This is a genomic window from Flavobacterium cellulosilyticum, from assembly GCF_004349355.1.
Lineage (GTDB): Bacteria > Bacteroidota > Bacteroidia > Flavobacteriales > Flavobacteriaceae > Flavobacterium > Flavobacterium cellulosilyticum.
Window position 1 is genome coordinate 126,389 of record NZ_SMFK01000003.1, and the last position, 17,479, is coordinate 143,867.

The 17,479-nt window shown below is 33.6% G+C and carries 14 protein-coding genes; 4 read left to right on the forward strand and 10 right to left on the reverse strand.

The annotated features are described in order from the left end of the window. Positions 1–14 precede the first annotated feature (14 nt). The 7 genes from traM to E0F76_RS07035 form a co-directional block, all read right to left on the reverse strand. Complete coding sequence (traM, locus tag E0F76_RS07005; protein ID WP_132003396.1) at positions 15–1,274, reverse strand: conjugative transposon protein TraM; 1,260 nt, start codon at positions 1,272–1,274, stop codon at positions 15–17. A gap of 226 nt (positions 1,275–1,500) precedes the next feature. Further along, a complete protein-coding gene (gene traK, locus E0F76_RS07010; RefSeq protein WP_132003399.1) occupies positions 1,501–2,124 on the reverse strand; it encodes a conjugative transposon protein TraK in 624 nt (207 codons plus the stop codon). A 19-nt stretch (positions 2,125–2,143) separates the two neighbouring features. Next, entirely contained in the window at positions 2,144–3,136 is a 993-nt protein-coding gene (gene traJ, locus E0F76_RS07015; RefSeq protein ID WP_132003402.1) for a conjugative transposon protein TraJ, read from the reverse strand. A gap of 2 nt (positions 3,137–3,138) precedes the next feature. Then, a complete protein-coding gene (locus tag E0F76_RS07020; RefSeq protein ID WP_132003405.1) occupies positions 3,139–3,771 on the reverse strand; it encodes a DUF4141 domain-containing protein in 633 nt (210 codons plus the stop codon). A gap of 24 nt (positions 3,772–3,795) precedes the next feature. Further along, positions 3,796–6,300 carry a TraG family conjugative transposon ATPase gene (locus E0F76_RS07025; RefSeq protein ID WP_132003408.1) on the reverse strand — a complete coding sequence of 835 codons (2,505 nt, stop codon included), beginning with the start codon at positions 6,298–6,300 and terminating at the stop codon, positions 3,796–3,798. Beyond that, a complete protein-coding gene (locus tag E0F76_RS07030) occupies positions 6,297–6,629 on the reverse strand; it encodes a DUF4133 domain-containing protein (RefSeq protein WP_132003411.1) in 333 nt (110 codons plus the stop codon). The genes E0F76_RS07025 and E0F76_RS07030 overlap by 4 nt, the downstream gene beginning before the upstream one ends. Positions 6,630–6,640: 11 nt before the next feature. Continuing rightward, positions 6,641–6,943 carry a DUF4134 domain-containing protein gene (locus tag E0F76_RS07035; RefSeq protein WP_132003414.1) on the reverse strand — a complete coding sequence of 101 codons (303 nt, stop codon included), beginning with the start codon at positions 6,941–6,943 and terminating at the stop codon, positions 6,641–6,643. 320 nt (positions 6,944–7,263) lie between these two features. Between E0F76_RS07035 and avs2 the strand changes: the two genes are divergently transcribed. After that, the gene (gene avs2, locus E0F76_RS07040; protein WP_132003417.1) at positions 7,264–12,000 is read left to right on the forward strand and encodes an AVAST type 2 anti-phage system protein Avs2; all 4,737 of its coding nucleotides are present in this window, start codon (positions 7,264–7,266) and stop codon (positions 11,998–12,000) included. 8 nt (positions 12,001–12,008) lie between these two features. Continuing rightward, complete coding sequence (locus E0F76_RS07045; RefSeq protein ID WP_132003420.1) at positions 12,009–13,088, forward strand: MBL fold metallo-hydrolase; 1,080 nt, start codon at positions 12,009–12,011, stop codon at positions 13,086–13,088. Positions 13,089–13,126: 38 nt separating this feature from the next. On the opposite strand, the gene E0F76_RS07050 is transcribed toward E0F76_RS07045, so the two are convergent. Genes E0F76_RS07050 through E0F76_RS07060 form a run of 3 tightly spaced genes read right to left on the reverse strand, consistent with a single transcriptional unit; the run spans position 13,127 to position 14,966 of the window. Further along, the gene (locus E0F76_RS07050; RefSeq protein WP_132003423.1) at positions 13,127–13,759 is read right to left on the reverse strand and encodes a conjugal transfer protein TraD; all 633 of its coding nucleotides are present in this window, start codon (positions 13,757–13,759) and stop codon (positions 13,127–13,129) included. Between the two features lie 22 nt (positions 13,760–13,781). Further along, entirely contained in the window at positions 13,782–14,186 is a 405-nt protein-coding gene (locus tag E0F76_RS07055; RefSeq protein WP_132003426.1) for a DUF3408 domain-containing protein, read from the reverse strand. 12 nt (positions 14,187–14,198) lie between these two features. Continuing rightward, positions 14,199–14,966, reverse strand: coding sequence for a ParA family protein (locus E0F76_RS07060; RefSeq protein WP_132003429.1), 768 nt, complete (start codon positions 14,964–14,966; stop codon positions 14,199–14,201). A gap of 714 nt (positions 14,967–15,680) precedes the next feature. On the opposite strand from E0F76_RS07060, the gene mobA reads away from it, so the two are divergent. Beyond that, positions 15,681–16,121: a conjugal transfer protein MobA gene (gene mobA, locus E0F76_RS07065; RefSeq protein WP_132003431.1), complete on the forward strand. Its 441-nt coding sequence runs from the start codon at positions 15,681–15,683 to the stop codon at positions 16,119–16,121. Next, positions 16,118–17,434: a conjugal transfer protein MobB gene (gene mobB, locus E0F76_RS07070; RefSeq protein ID WP_132003434.1), complete on the forward strand. Its 1,317-nt coding sequence runs from the start codon at positions 16,118–16,120 to the stop codon at positions 17,432–17,434. Before mobA ends, mobB begins: the two co-directional genes overlap by 4 nt. Positions 17,435–17,479: the final 45 nt, after the last annotated feature.

The following is a 17,479-nucleotide window of genomic DNA, read 5'->3' on the forward strand; positions in this document are numbered from 1 at the left end:
TATTTTTTGAACAATTATTTTTTTGATACTAGCAGCACTTGCAGTCCTGCTTTTAGGGTAACTTTTGGAGTCTTAATTTTTTTTGAGAAATAATTTGATACACCTTGTACTAATCCTCGGCTTAAATCCCCTGCGATCTGTTGTCCAGCAGAAGTGGACAACATGACACTACTGCCAGAAGTTTGTCCCATATTGGCTGCCATGTCGGTCATAGCAGTACGTTCTGGAGAATAAGGCACTGCCAATCCTTGTTGTCCGTCCAAACCATAGATAGTGAGCTCAATGGGGAGAATATTTCCCTCCAACTCAATAGAACTAATCTTCAGTTGTAGCCTACCTTGCTGAAACTTCGAATTTGCAGTTACTACAGTTCCGATTGGGATCGTTTTGTTCTGTATCCTTGCGGGTTCCAATAAACGTAGGCTAACACTGGTTTCTTCGGAGACGAGTTGTGTTTCTTGAACAACAGCACGAATACTATTCTTTGTTTGATGTTGCTGATCAGCACTGGTGAATGTACTATTGCTAACCGCTACTATGAGATGCTCCTCAACGCTTTGCTTAAGGTTAGAAACTACATTGTGTCTTTCTGGAATTATCGAAACAAAGACTTCTTTTGGTAGTGAAGTAGGAACAATTGACTTGCTTTCAGGCAAACCTGAATTGATCGGTAAATATTTAGCCGCCATCTGATAGGATTTCTCCATTAACTCCAATTGATTCTCAACAACATTAGTTGGTGGTTCTTCCTTTTTTGCCAGTTCTTTTTTTAGCTCTTCTAGTTGTTGACGTAATTCCTGCGTTTCAGAATTATCATTATTGTAAAAGCTGCCCAATGTGTTTTGTGCATTGCGATAACTATTTAAAGAGGCATTACTATTACTTTCTTTTTCAGGAACATCTTGCAACGATTCTGCTGCACTCCCTTCGTTCCAGTAATCCGATAGCGATGTCAGGGCATTTTGTTTTTCTTGATTTTTCTGTTCTAATAATTCTTGTTCGTAGGCTTTTTGTTTGTCATTTTCTAAACCAATAGTTGTAGGCTGAGGAACAGAGTCGTTAAGTCCTAGAATCTCAATATTTTTTATATTTTCTGCTGGTTTAAAAATCAAATACATACAGCCAAAAAATACTATCGCCATCAATCCAAAGATGATTGGCTTTTTAATTTTTTCGGCTTTACTCTCGTTACACACTGCCAGCTCATCAGGAGATGTATTTATACTGCCATCTGTAACATAGACCGCATTTTTCTTGTTTTCATTTTCTTTCATGTTTTTTCTTTTTTATAATTAGGACTAATGATCCCTCTAGCGATTGCTCACTACAGGAATTAAAACAAACTGATAAGAATACCAACTATGCTGATTATCAGATAGGCGGTAAAACAAACTATGATGCATGTATACTGCTTCTGCAATGGAAGCATCCTCCATTTCGCCTCAACTTCATTGATCCATAGCTTAATATTTGTTCGAATCTCCTTCATCGTTACAATTTTTAGCGTTCTATAATTTCTAGATCCTTATTTTCTAAAACCGTAAACTTCTCTATATTGAATCCTTGTGGATTGTTATCAGAACGAACGGAATTCACCAGGTAGCAAGAAGTGACAAGATTCCTTTTTGTTACATTACTGGATCGAATGATGAACTGCTTAGAGTACGTTTTCACAGCATAAGGATAGGTTTCAAAATCACATACCACACTATCCACTTCAAGTCGTTGTTGGACATTTCCTGAAATGATCCTATTGTAATATCCTTTTTCTGCTAAGTCTTTGTAATAATCAAAAGCACTTTTATCAGCAAGATTGAATGCTCTTTTCATGTTATTGTCAATGGCATTTTTATCTGGAGCTAGTGTAAAGAAAAGCTCGTGAAACCGGCGAACATGCTCACGAGCTTCTACAGGTCGATTGATCGAAGCATCCTGAGCAAGAGCCAACATTAGCGATTTTCCGTTGTCTAATACATAGACCTTCTGACGTTGCAATTCAGCGAATCGGTAAGATTCCCAAACAGCATAACCCGATATACCAACACACAGTACTGCAAATACAAAAGCGTAAAGCCTAATTTGACTGAAACTATTTTCGATATTTCTTAAAGTTTTAAATTCCATTTTACTTTTATTTAAATTGTTATTTCATTAATCTACCGCCTATATTTCCAGCAACAGACCCTGTACCAGCCCCTACTATATTCCCAGTTTTAGTAGTGGTTTGATTTATATTGCGAACAAAGTTTCCTGCGCCACCAGCCTGAATAATCCATCCAGTAACCGTAGGAATGGTAAAATACCCTATGATGCCAATAATCATAAATATGATGTAAACAGTACTCGATGAATCGGGGATAAAATTGGGATCGGATAAACTGTCGATGTCCTTTTGGAGTATTAAGGATTGGATCTTGGATAACATCGCGCTAAAAAGATCTGAAACAGGTAACCAGAGATACACACTAATATACCGAGTCAGCCATTGCGTTAAAGTTGACTGAAATCCATCCCAGACTGAAATCGCAAATGCTAAAGGACCCAATATTGAAAGCACTATTAAGAAGAAGGTTCTTATCGTATCTATGACTAGTGCAGCCGCTTGAAAAAGGACTTCAATAAATTCACGAAATCCATCTCGAAACATTTTCTTTAGACTGTAGATCTGCCTTTCCGCGTACATGCTTGACATGGTTACCAAATCTGTAGGTGTCCATCCGAGTTCGTCTAACTTTTTATCAAATTCTTCATCCGATGCTAAATAGGCTGTCTCAGGATTACGAAGCATCGCTTCTCTCTCCAATAGGTCTTTCTGCTGTTGTAAAGCATTCAAATCTAATACTTGACTTTCTAAGATGCTGTGCGTTCCTTGAACCACTGGACTCAATACACCGTTAAGTGTTCCCAATACAATTGTTGGAAAAAATGTAATACAGATACCCAAAGCAAAAGGTCTAAGTAACGGGAAGACGTCTATCGGTTCGGCACTACTCAGCGCTTGCCAGACTTTTAATGCAACATAAAACAAGGCACCCAATCCAGCCAAGCCTTTAGCAACCGTTGCCATATCTGCTGATAAAGGCATCATCTCGTCATAGAGCGAACGTAGTACTTCATGAAGATTAGTAAATTCCATGATTACCAGTATTTCTGGTTAGCCGTTCCGTAAAGATTCAGTACTCTTTGACTGTTATTGGCTTTCTTGGCACGCAGATAACTAACTGAAATATTTTTATTCGTAAAATAACGAACCAAATTGTGGTACTCTTTTACTTTCTGATACACTTGGTCAATAATGTCCATTCGTTCTTTGTCATTGAGTGACAAGCTGGAAGAGTTTACAATTTGTTTTAACTCTTTCAAAAGTTCTGTGCTTTCGTTTAACAGTATGGAATACCCATTCGCAATGGCTGTTAGTTCTTGTTCGTTGAAATTGGGATCGTTCAACATTTTTCCAAAATTATTTACATACATTTCAGAAACATCGCCAACAAGCAACACAGTCTGTTGCACTTTTCGAGCATCTTTCACCAAATTGTTTACTGCCTTAAGTTTATCGTAATATTCTTTTCCTTGATTATACACTTTTTGAACTTCTTTAAAGTTGTTAATCATGTTGGTCGCTGTGGTCGAAGTCTGTATAATCTGTCTGGCAGAATTGACTATTCCTTGAGCCAAATTTGTAGGATCTGTTACCACCCACTGTGCTTTAGCATTCGGCATGAAAGCGAGTAAAATCACCATGCATACCATAATTTTTAGATTTTTCATTACTATTTGTTTTTAAAATTTTTACTAATTGTTTTCTTTTTCCCTTTTCTCAAGGGCAATTCTCTTGATAGCCTGTTCTACATTTCCATCTAATTGACTTGCCAGTTGCATGACTTCCAACTTTTCTGTTTCTTCTGTGGTATAGGCTAAATATTCCTCGAAACTAACTTCTGTAGCATATACTGCCGAATGCGTTCCTCCTAACCCAATCCAAACTTCTTTGTACAGTCGCTTAGGATCATTGTTCATGTTGATGGAAAGTACCTGTGCTTTTTCTTTTTCAGTTAAACCAAGCATGGCTTGGATATCGTCAAATTTGTTCATGTACTTCCTTTGATCCAGCAGTATTTTACAATCCGAATTATTGATAATACTTTCCTTTACAATAGGTGATTGAATGATATCATCAACTTCTTGGGTTACAACAATAGCTTCACCAAAAAACTTTCGAACCGTTTTAAAAAGGTATTTGATGTACTCGGCCATCCCTTCTTTTGCAATAGCTTTCCAAGCTTCTTCAATCAGGATTAGTTTTCGAACTCCTTTCAAACGACGCATCTTATTGATAAAAACCTCCATAATGATGATAGTCACAATTGGAAAAAGGATTTTATGATCCTTGATCGCATCTATTTCGAAAACAATAAATCGTTTAGAAAGTAAATCCAGTTGCTTTTCGGAATTCAATAGATAATCGTACTCACCTCCTTTGTAATAAGGTTCTAATACATTTAAGAAGTTGGCAATATCAAAGTCTTTTTCCCGTACCTTTTTATCTTCTAAGACTTGTCTATAATCTCCTTGTACAAATTCATAAAACCCATTGAAAGAAGGAAATTCATCAGTCTGCTTGATTCGTTCGATGTAACCGCTCACAGCATTCGAAAGTGCCACTTCTTCGGACCGTGTTGGTGGCTCATCATCCCTTTTCCATAAGGTTAAGATTAAAGTTTTAACGCTTTCTCTTTTTTCAATATCGAAAACGCCATCATCGGTGTAGAAAGGATTAAAGGCAATCGGATTGTCTTCGGTATAGGTGAAATAAACGCCATCTTCTCCTTTGGTTTTTCCTTTGATTAATTCACACAATCCTTGATACGAATTTCCCGTATCCACCAACAGCACATGAGCGCCTTGTTCGTAATATTGTCTGACCATGTGATTGGTAAAGAAGGACTTTCCAGAACCAGATGGTCCTAATATGAATTTATTCCTGTTGGTGATAATACCACGCTTCATGGGCAAATCAGAAATATCCAAATGAATGGGTTTCCCCGTCAGTCGGTCAGCCATTTTGATTCCAAAAGGAGAGGGTGAACTTTTATAATTGGTTTCTTCAGTGAAAAAACAAAGCGCAGGTGCAATAAAAGTGTAAAAGCTTTCTTCACTAGGAAAGTCTCCTGCATTACCTGGCATTCCTGCCCAATAAAGCGTCGCCACATCTGTAGTGTTGTGCCTTGGTTTACATTCCATCAGTGCCAAAGCACTACCTGTGTCGTTCTTCAATTGTTTTAATTCCAATGGATTATCGGACCATGCCATTACATTGAAGTGCGCTCGAATGGAAGCATGTCCAAAAGAATGTGCTTCATTCAAATAGCGTTCGATCCATTCCTTATTGATTTGATTGGCTCGGCTATAACGAGCCAAGGAATGCATGTTTCTTGCTGATTTTTCGAACTTGCGCAGGTTGTCTTCGCTGTTGTCTAAAAATAGATACTGGTTGTAGATGTGATTGCAGCTTAACAACAATCCAACTGGCGCAGCAAAAGACAACAAACAATCACTTTTATCGGTGGACAATTTCTCATAACGGGTTTCTGCTGCTACTGAACTAGGCAAATCATCGGTATCGGACAAGGTGTGCAAACAAAGCCTTTTGTTTCCAATGCGAACTTCTTCTCCGCCTAAAGCAATATCCTGCAATGGTGTTCCCTCCTCTCTTGAAAGACTCAGGTATTGTTCCAATAATCCTTGTTTGCTAGTTGTTCCAACGATATCATCCTCGCTTAATCGTTCCAATTTTATAAAATCGGAATCGTTCACAATTCGCTCAAATTGTGCCACCGATTCCATAAAGCGAGAAAGGATCTCTTTATCTCTTAGTTCTTTTGGAATCAGCACACCTTTGCAAAGCGAAGAAAAATTACTCTGCATACGCATACGCTCTTTGGACGTTTTTGTTAAGAACAGATAACAATAATGATTCAGAAACGGACGCTCATTAAAATGTTGTTGATAGGATTTTGCCAAAAAACTCAAATCTTCTTTGGCTATATCAGGAGCATAATTTTCCTTAATGTACCAATCCTGTTTGTGCACCACCGTATAATCAGGCAAAGTTTTGATTGCCTTGTGCCATGCCGAATGAATGGCTTCATATTCCGCAGAGGCAACTGTGAAAAGCTCTGGTAGCTGTACTCGAAAACAAGCGGTGATATCAGCATCCTTGGAGATAATACAATTATTTTCTACTGCTAGCAACGGAAACTTACTTTCCAGCGTAGTCGCTTTTGATTTATTTCTCATGGCTGATGCATTTTGGAATTCAACTGAAAATAGCGATGTACAGGCTTACGACAGATAATATATCGTGGATGTCTTTTGTTCGCTCCCACTTTCATCAAACCATGTTCGCCGTACTTTTTGTTCAATGAAAAAGTTTGCCATACGAGTAGCGATCCCCCACCGATTCCTATAAATAGACACAGATAAGAATTCACGCCAGTCATGTACAAGATCATTATCAGGATAAGCATCCCGAGCAAACCACCTGCGAAGATGAACAGGTACTGCGCTTTCAGTCCTTTGAACTCCACCGTTCTTCCAATACCTTTATTAATATTATACGTATTCATAAAGCAAAAAATTATAGGAAGAAAGAACGTAAAACAGTTGCCGCTACAATTAAAAAGATACAAGCTCCAAACCAACTCGCCGCTGTCTTGCTTGTATCTGGATCACCGCTACTAAACTTGTTATACACCTTCACCCCACCAATGAGGCCCACAACTGCACCAATAGCATAAATAAGCTGAGTAGCGGGATCAAAATAAGAGGTGACCATTTGTGTCGCTTCTGTGATTCCTGCTGTTCCGTTTCCTTGTGAAACTGCACTAATTGTTGATAGTACAGCCACTACCAACACTACTTTTTTAACTTGATTTCCCATGATTTGAAAAAATTAAATTGTTTTTCGATCCGACACTTTGTAGGATTTAGAAACAAATATCAGATGGAAACAGTTGCTGTTTAATATGTTGTCGTTAAGTGGAGTTGTTTGGCAGAAGAAGACTTGACAACTTAGTTTGTGATAGTAAAAATCACTAAATTTGGGTAATCAATATTATGATATTTTAAGTTGCAATATGCAATACAGCGTGATGAAAGACTAATAATTAGAAAAGAACGTTTTTAAATGTTGATGAAGAAGATAGAATAAATTAAAATGACAATCCACAAGCTTTAACTATTGCTCATAATTATAAACTTATGTTAGAAACATCTTTGGATAAAATAACTACAAAAATTACAGTAAGGCTTAAAGAATCTTCAAGAAATATCTATATTGGAAGTGGAGTATTATATTATCAAGACAACTTTAAAGACAAAATTTACGTCCTTACAGCTTCTCATTGTCTCTTCGCAGATGGAGATGCATTCAAAGACCAAAGAATCGAAATCTGCATAGACATTCTAAAATCAGATTCTACAGAATATGAGACTATCAAAGTACAAGTAAGTAGAGAATTATTATTTACCGATATAACTAAAGATGTCGCTGTTTTAATTTTAGATAAAAAAGAAGTTGAAAATATTATTGGTATAATTCCAAAAATTTCACCTGTAAAAGAAAGAAGCAATTATAGTAATTTCATAACTAAAGGGTTTCCAAACGCTACTTATGGAAAAGAACTTGCAACTTTATACCCAACTTGGGTGCACGGTATAGATAATCAATTTCAATTACAACTACATGAAGACTATTCAAAATATTCAATTGAGGGCTTTTCTGGGAGTCCAATTTATATAATAGCTGAAGACGAAATTTATCTATATGGGATTTTCACTAGATTCAGACCTGAAGAAAAAGGGAAAGTTATCTATTGCCAATATATTGAAATAATTAACGAATTGTTATATAAACAATATCTACCAAGTATAACTTTTGGATATTTTGGCAACTACGGATTAACATCAGAGTTCTTTACTAAGCATATTCTGAATTCTATAAAAGATTTAGGGCCTAGATTTAATGAAGATTTAAATTTTCAATTACCAATTGCAAAAATTTTCAACGATATTGCTAAAGATGATTATTTCTTCAAAAGATTTTTAAATATCGTTGATAATTGGATAGTAGAAAAAGGCTATAGACAATTAAATGATAATATTCATCTTGATAAAATTGAGAAAGAATATGATAGTGTCAAACAGAAAGCTATTAATTGGATTAAAACGTTAGAAAATTCAATTATCCAAAATATTGATGTAAAATGGCTGTTGGAAAGTTTAGAAAAACTCAATGATTGTATTGACGATAAATCTCAAGAAGTCTATAAATTGAGAAGGGAGGAAGAAGAAAAAAATAAAAATATTAAACAAGATCACACTTATCGAACTCCTTATGAACAAGAAACAAGCAGATTAAGAGAAATAAAACAATCTAATAATGATTTTATTAATGATATTTCAAATAAGGTACATGTTAATCTTGCCAATAATCCTTACTTAATAATTAAAGGAGATGCTGGAAATGGGAAATCACATTTATTGGGAGATATCGCAAAGACTAGAATAAAAAGGGGGTTACCGACTCTCTTATTACTTGGACAACAATTTAATAGTTCTAAAGATATTTGGGAAAATATTAAATCCAATTTATCCGTCAACTGTACAAATAAACAATTACTAGCAACTTTAAATAATATAGGGAAACAAGTTGGCTCAAGGGTTTTGTTTTTAGTTGATGCAATCAATGAAGGAGCAGGTGCGGATTTATGGAATTCTAGAATTGCAAGTTTTATCAATGAATTTACCAACTATCCTTTTATTGGTTTAGTTCTAACAATTAGAACAACCTATTTAGATTTTGTAATTCCGGAGAATGTTAGAAAAGATTCTAAGATAACTTTTAAAACTCACGAAGGATTTAAAGGCAATGAATATGCAGCTCTTAAATTATTCTGCGAATTTCACGGACTAAAACAACCTAACTTTCCAATATTAGCACCTGAATTTACAAAACCGTTGTTTTTGCAATTAATCTGTGATACAATTAAAGACACACCCGAAAAAACATTTCCGCAGGGTTTCCAAGGAGTAAGTAGTATTTTTCAAATTTATATTGATTCAATAAATCGTAAGTTTCAAAACAAACGCGATGAGTATAAATATTGTAATGTTGTTTTAGACGCAATTCACAAAGTAGCATTTGCAAAATACAATAATGAAAATAACTCTTTGCTACTCAAAGATGTTAGACGATTGCTAAAAACAGAATTTCCAGACCACAAACTTTTATTAAATGATTTAATTGAAGAAAGTATTTTTATAACAAATCCACAAACAAACTACAAAACAAATCAGCAAGAAGAGGTAATATATTTTGCATACCAACGATTTGGAGATTTTTATATTGCTGAAGAATTATTAAATAAATTCAATAATCAATCAGCAGTTTTAGAAGCATTTAAAAAAGAAAATGAATTTGGTAAATTAATAGCCGATAGAAACGGATATTGGTATAATGATGGTATTCTTGAAGCATTTTCAATTTTATTACCCGAGAAGTTCAATCTTGAAATTTTTGAGGTTTTCGATTGGTATTTTGAATGTGAGGAAGATAAATTTTACAAACAACACGTTATTGGGGAATTAAATAGATTTTTATTAGATAGTTTAAATTGGAGAAAGATTGAAAGCATCAACAATGATAAACTTATAAATTGGTTCAGAGGAGCGTATTTTAGAATTTCAGAAGATGATTATTTTTATAAATTGATTGAATTATCAACTATCATAGGTCACCCATTTAATAGTGACCGATTGTTTAGAATATTGAAGAGTTATAAAATGCCACAAAGAGATAGCTTTTGGCAGCAGCATTTACGATATTTTAGTAGTTATGATGACAATGAAAATGGTTATCCCATTCGTCGCTTAATTGATTGGGCTTGGACACCAGATATTTCTAACAAGTTAGATTTTGAAACAACTAGATTAACAGCTCAAACACTAACTTGGGTTTTATCCTCTACCAATATTAAATTACGTGATCAAACGACAAAAGCAATGGTTAATCTTTTAGAGCAGCAACCAGATGCTCTAGTATCAATTTTAAAATCATTTAAAAACATTGATGATTTATACATATTAGAGAGATTATATGCTATTACCTATGGTTGTGTATTAAGGACTGAAAATATCGATTCTATCAACAAAATTGCTTTGGTAGTTTATAATTATATCTTCAAAAAAGGAACACCACCAAATCATATTTTATTGCGAGATTATGCAAGAAATACGATAGAATATGCTTTATATAAAAATCCAAAACTAAAAGTAGATATAGATTTAATAAGACCTCCATATAATAGTAAGTTGCCTATCAGACTACCTTCAAAAGAAGAAGTGTTAAAATATAACTTTCCATATGATGACCCTAAATCTAAAAATGATTATAGATTAATGAATAATAGAATTTATCATTCTGTCACTAGTTTTGGGGATTTCAGTAAACATATTAATGGTTCTTTAGATGATTTTGCCCCAACAAGTTTTACGTTTGAAATAGAATATAATTCATTTTATAAATCATTAAATAATAGTAAAAAGAAGTTTTTACGAACAATAATTGAAATTTTAAAAATAAAGGCTTCGTTTAGTAAAAATAAGTCTCTTTTCATATATAAATATGGAGAGGATAAACACAAATCTCAATTAAAAAGTATTGATGAATTTTTAGATAAAACGTTGAATTTTATTGATGATATTTTTGATTCTAACGAAAAACTGTTTTTATCGGAAAAAGTAATTCCTTTTTTAGAAACTAAATACAAATTTAATGATTGGCAATTAAATAAATCTAATATTACCTCTTTCAAATATTGGATTATAGATAGAACATTTAAAATTGGTTATAATTCAAAACTACACGGACAATATGATGATTCAGTTACAAATTATAATTCAAGGCGTGAAAATAAAATTGAAAGGATTGGAAAAAAATATCAAAGAATCGCTTTTTTTGAAATTTTAGCAATGATTTCTGATAATTATAAAATCAAAAAAAATATTTGGAGTAATCAAAAAAAATATGAATTTTTCAAAGGTCCTTGGCAAATGTATATTCGAGATATAGATCCTGCTTTTTCTTTAAAAAACCCAGAGGAAAATGAAGAAAAAGATGATTTGGGAATTTTAAATGAAAAGAAAGAATGGTGGGAAGATTTAGATTATAAATATTGGAATCAAACTAATTCTGAATGGATTGATAAACTAGACGATTTGCCAATAGTCAAAGATATTCTTGAAAAAAAGGATGAAGAAAACAATGAAAGTTGGCTTTTTTTGAAAAAATTTGTTTCTTGGAATGAACCGAAACCAATTGGCGAAGATAAATATGAAGTTCAACGTAAAGAGATATTTTATAAAATTCAAGCTTATTTAATCAATAAAAAAGACAAGAAGAAAATACTAAATTGGCTTGTTAATCAAAACTTTTGGGGTAATTGGATGCCTGAAAGTGGAGATCACAGTACATTGATAAATAGAGAAAAATTTTGGTCTCCAGCTTATTTTGATAGTAACAAACAGAAAAAATGGGAAACAATTAGAGATACTAATTTTAAAGTTATAATTGCATCTACAAATGCTGTTAGTAATATGAGTGATGATAAGTCAGGTGCACAGTTTAGTTATGATTTGCCATGTATTACAATATTTGAAGGTATGAATTTACAATTTGCACCAATAGACGGACAATTAAAAAATGATTCAAATGAGGTAATTGTAACAAACAAAAATTTTGAAGGTTTAATGATAAAAAGTAAAGACCTTATGAATTTTCTAGATTCAAATAATTTAGATATAATTTGGACTGTACTTGGTGAAAAAATGTCTTATAAATCAAGTAGATATAATAATTTTATCAAGCAGTTAAGCGGTGTTTATTATCTTGAAAATGGTAATATTGAAGGTCAAATTAATTCTTTTAAAGAAGACTAGCTTTTATTATGGAAATTAAATTTTATCAAGCTGAATGTGGTGATGCTGCAAGAATAAGATTTCTTGGCAATGATAATAAATATCATAATGTTTTTATTGACGCAGGTTATGAGAGAACCTTTCGTTATGCATTAGAAATAGAAATTCAAGAAATTATAAATAAAGGAGAACGAATTGACCTTTGGATAATATCACATATTCACGATGATCATATTGGGGGGATAATAAAGTATATCGATACAATTAATGATGGTGAATATAAAGATATGGTAAATCAATATTTTTATAATCCGCCTAGAAGTTATGTTTTCAAAACCTCAACAAAGAGTGCAAGTGAATTTGCCAGTATTGGTCAGGGAGATCTATTATATGAGTACTTAAAATCCAACAATAAATTGTTAAACATAGACATTACAAGCTCATTAAAGCCATTTGAATTGTATGGGTTAAACATAACAATCTTGTCTCCTTCTTCCCAAAAATTAGATAAATTAAGATTAAAATATCCGTTAGACAGCCCAAAATCATTTGAAAGAGAGGAAGACGAAAAAATTAGTGAAGCAGTTACAACAAAACAAAACGACTACAAAACTCTTATTAATGATTTTGTTTTGGATAAATGGAAAGAAGATGTTTCTGTTGAAAATGGAAGTAGCATTTCAATTCTAACCGAATTTAATCATAAAAAAATTTTGTGGTTAGCAGATTCCCATCCAAGTGATGTAATAAAATCATTAAACAAAATAGGATTTAATAGTACAAATAAATTAGAATGTGAGTGGGTCAAAGTAACACACCATGGAAGCAAGGGAAATAACAATGATGCTCTTTATGACCTAATTAAATGTGAGAATTATTTGTTTAGTGTTAATGGTGAAAACAAACATTACTTACCTTCTAAAGAATGTATTGCAAGAATTTTAAGAAATAAAAAGCGTTCAACAAATTCTAAATATAAATTTCATTTCACTTATGATAATGAAACCCTGAGAAGTATTTTCAAGAATGAGAATAGTAACATTTATGCAGAGTATAATTTTGAAGTAGTTTATGGAATAGAGAAATACTTAAAATTTGACGTTGTATAAATAAAATGATAATTTGAGATTCTAAAAACACTGGGAATTCACACAAACTCCCCAATATCAAAATCTTCCAATTCATTTTTGTGCAAAAAAGAAGAACCAGAATCCGTCTTTGAAGAAAGTGTACCGTCTAATAGCTTGGCTATTTTTTGAGAAGCATCTTCGATAGAATTTTCCAATAGGTCGAATAATTCGGTTCCTTGTATTTTCTGGAGTAGGACTGTTGCTGTTTCCTTTTGAGAGGGTCTCATTTTCTCTTTTTTTAACAACGTTTTTACAGTGCTTAATTCTTCGAAGGTAACCCCTTGGGCAAAACCATTATCGTCATCGGATATTCCATAACTATTCCATTCCTCCTCCTCATTCTTAAAATCAGGTACATTTCCAAAAACTTCATCCAGCTCTTCTTGTGGAATTTGTAATTCGACTTTATCTTCGTCGATTTCTATATCAAAATTATCATTATAACGAACCTCTTTGGGCTCTTGACTGTCATAGGACTTCTTTGGCACAGAAAGGCTTCTTTGAGGCTTAGGCTGCCCCATGATATCAGGTAGACTAGAATTGACTTTCTCTTGCCTTGGCTGTTGCTTATGGTGTTTTTCTATGACAATTTTATCCTTTGCCAAAAGGAAAATGATGATGAGTAAACAAATTACAATTACAGTTTCCATGCTATTTAGTGTTATACATTAATTAAAAAATCGGCTTGTTTCTCTCATTAAAAAAATCCTGAATTTCGGTTCCAAAATCATTGAAATGCTGTTCTAAAATATTATCGATATAAGAATACAATGTTGTTTTCTCTTCCCTTGTTAATTGAACAATTCGAAGGAGTCGTTCGTGGTATTCAGGTCTTATGTACACCACTTTACCACTACGACCAGACGGATATCTGTTAATGAGAAATACTTCATCATAATTCCGTTTCTTTGAAGCGCTTACACGAATTTTCTCTTTGGGCTTATTTTCGGTAGCTTCGACACTTTGGCTTGTTTTTTTATCATTGTTAACCGCTTCGTCCCCACTCATAATATTCATGAGGTAATCCTCATCTACAACAGGTTTTTGAAACCCCTTATGCTTTTTATCAGATTCCATACAAGAAAGGATTTAAGTGTTTATGATTTTGAGAAATTCATTTACAAAAAGATCAAGCTTAGTTATCTTCATCAAACTAAGCTCAGCAGGAAGCAGGCTAGATCTAAAGATATAATTACTAGTATCATCCGTTTCCTTACGGAAACGCTTACTATCCATTATTCTTGACTCCATTATAGAAAGACCCAATTCTTCTATTACACTTTGATAGGCCTTATACAAACTAGTCTTTTCCCTCCTATCCACTTGATTCCAAAACAACCAAAATTTTAAGTTCTTGTTGCCTCCATCTGTTTCTGGAAGTTGCAAAAATGCTTTGGCAAAGCCTAAAGTGCTTTCAACTACCAAACGATCGGCAGTAATGGGAGAAAAGATGAAGTCCATTGCTTTTAATGTGGTCAAAACTCCCTTGGTGTTGGCAGTTCCTGGAAGATCAAACAAAATAATATTCCAATCATTATTGGATTGATCTATATATTCTGACGCTTTTTCTAGCGCATTCTCGGCCTTACAACGAATGACAGGAAATGCTTTTTTATCAATCGACTGAAACTGCTTCATAGCGGCTCTCTTATGATACTCATTTTGCATCACCGTTTTAAGATCTCTGTCTCTCATATTGCCGAGACTATGCTGCGGAAAATCACAGTCCAAAACCAACACATTATATCCCAATCGATAATGAAGCACGCTAGCTAACAAAGTTGTCATTGTAGATTTCCCTACTCCACCCTTTTGGGTAGAGAAACTAATTTTTAAAGTTTTTTTTATTGTTTCCATTACTTATAATTTTAAAATTATCTATTTACTAAATTGCTTTGCTGTACTGCTGCATGCCTCCTTGTATTTCTTTACAAGTTTTTGCCCTATTTATTTGCTTTAAGTATGTACTTATCTACAATTGTAGATTCATACAATTTCCAACAACCATGTCTTGTTTATCGGTAATATGTACGCTCATTTATTTTACTGCTTTTATGCTTTTATAGTTGCATAGTTGTAAAACTGTATCGTTTTATACTTTACTATTTTACTAAATACTTGCTTACTCCTAAACCTTGGTATTTGTGTTTGAAATTGGATATAGAATTGTTTTTAAATATCTATTTACAACTTTGAAACAAAGAAAGCTGGTAACTCAAAACCATCTCAGAACTATGAACTCATTGGCGTTCAATGGCAAAGTTTGGCAACACTTACTACTACTCCATTCTAAAAATCAATCATTTACTTTGTTAGAGAAGTAAATAAGCTAGAATATGAAAGTCCTAAATCTATATTTGAATAAGAACTGGAACGGCTTAAAGCCGTTTTTCCCTGCTTTATTAAATCTGTTCCGCCGTCAGGCGGACGGATTATCTGTTCACCAGAACAGAGCAAGTTGTGTTTTGAGGCACTCGAAATGAATTCCGTGCCTCAAAACAACTTGCCCTTGCAGGGGCTTAAAACTCCCTCCGAAGTCGGGGTTTTCTAAAAATTAAAATTGGAATCACAATGGAGAATCAACAAGACAAAAAGCAACACAAAGGCGGTAGGAATCCTAAAAAGGATCCTAGCATCCACCGTTATGTTTTTCGATTAACGGACCAGGAAAATGCTAAATTCCTTTCTCTTTTTGAAGCTTCGGGAGCGCATAATAAAGCGCTATTTATCACTTCTCTCTTATTCGAAAAGCAAATAAAAACGGTAAAAGTAGATCTAGCAGCAATGGATTATTACATGCGCTTAACCACTTTATACGGTCAGTTTCGTTCTGTTGGCGTTAATTACAATCAAATTGTCAAGATATTGTACCGCAATTTTTCTGAAAAGAAAGCCGCAGCCTATCTCTTTAAATTGGAAAAACAAACGATCGAGTTGGCTCAATTATGTCGTGCCATAACGCAATTAACAGAAGAGTTTGAAGTAAGACATCTAAAAAAAGAAGAAAAATGATAGCAAAAATTGGTCGTGGAGCAAATATAATTGGTGCGCTTTCTTATAATCAACTTAAAGTTGATCAAGAAAATGGATCAATATTAGCGACTCACAGAATAAGAGAAACAGTCAATGGAGAGTTTACTGTTAACCAATTATATCCTTCGTTTGAACCGTATTTAATGGCAAACAAGCGAACAGAAAAACCTGTTTTGCATATTTCTCTCAACCCAAACCCAAAAGATAGTGTAAGCGATGAAGACTTTAAAAAAATCGCACAAGACTATATGGAACTTATGGGCTATGGGGACCAGCCTTATGTTGTTTTTAAGCATACCGATATTGAACGAACTCACATTCATATCGTTTCGACCTGTGTTGATCGTTACGGAAAAAAGTTATCTGATTCCTATGAAAAATTACGTTCTATGAATGCCTGCCGTGCATTGGAACAAAAATATCAATTACTCCCTGCAACTGAAAAAAATCAAAATTCAAAAGATGTAATTTTTAAACCTGTTGACTACAAAGAAGCCAATGTGAAAAGTCAAATAGCATCTGTAATTCGACATCTGCCAAAGTATTATCAATATCAAAGTTTAGGAGCTTATAATGCACTACTTTCTCTTTTTAATATTACTGCTGAGCAAATAACGGGTGAATTACACGGTCAGTCTAAGCAAGGTCTTGTTTATTTTGCTCTGAATGAAAAAGGAGAAAAGGTAACGAATCCGTTCAAATCCTCTCTTTTTGGAAAACAGGCTGGTATGGAAAGTTTGCAAAAGCATTTCGAACAATCGAAAGAGAAGATGAAAACAGCACCTGCTAAAGAAATCCTGAAAAATTCAGTAGAAATTGCCATGCATACCACGAATAATGAAATCGATTTTAAAAAACAACTAGTCGATCAAGGAGTTAATACAATTGTCCGAAGAAATGATCAAGGTCGTATATACGGAATGACTTTTATTGACCATGAATCGCGCATTGTTTGGAATGGATCCCAATTAAGTAAAAATTTATCTGCTAACGTTTTTAATGATTTATGGAAATATGAAGGGACACAGAAAGTTCAAAATGAGATACAGAATAAAAAAACAATTTCATCCACAGCTAGTAAAAATGAATCCAAACCAGAAACAGAAAAACCACATGCACTTTTTGATTTTCTTAATAGAAATCATTTGAGTAATTCTACACCTGACTTTGGTCTTATAGAGAGCCTTGGAGCTTTATTACCAATTACTCAAGGTGAAGATTATGAAGAACAAGTATTTGCTAATCAAATAAGGAAAAAGACAAAACGCAACAACCAACGAGGCAAGAAATAGTTTAACGAGACAACCACCGCCACTTAATGCCAACGGAAGCCAATT